General features: G+C 77.5%; 1 pseudogene. It reads left to right on the forward strand.

From position 1 onward, the window contains the following. Window positions 1-396 (forward strand): annotated as a pseudogene (locus I5E_RS25215) (hypothetical protein); the annotation flags it as partial.

Consider the following 396-nt stretch of genomic DNA (forward strand, 5'->3'; position numbering starts at 1 on the left):
CCGGCGGTGACCGCGGCGTTCACCGGTCCGATCGTGCCGCTCCCGATGGCCCGACCGGACTGGGCCGCCGACGATTCGCAGCCCGCGACCGGCGACGACGCCGGCCCGGACGCCGACGGCCCGGACAACGACACGCCGGACGGCGACACGCCGGACGCCGACACCCCGGTCGGCGACGCCCCGAGCGCTGGTGCGCTGGACGGTGCTGCCCCGGACGACGACGGCCCGAGCGGCGACGCCCCGGACGCCGCCGCCGTGGACAGCCTCGGCTCGACTGACCGTGGCGCGGACGGCCTCCGTCGGTGGTCTCGGTCGTCGGGGTCTGAGAGCGGGTCTCGGTCACGCTCGTCACTTCCGTCTCCTCGCCGTCCGGCGACGGCGTCCTCGCCGTCGGGG

Origin of the sequence: Curtobacterium sp. B18, assembly GCF_000333375.1 — a bacterium.
GTDB lineage: Bacteria > Actinomycetota > Actinomycetes > Actinomycetales > Microbacteriaceae > Curtobacterium.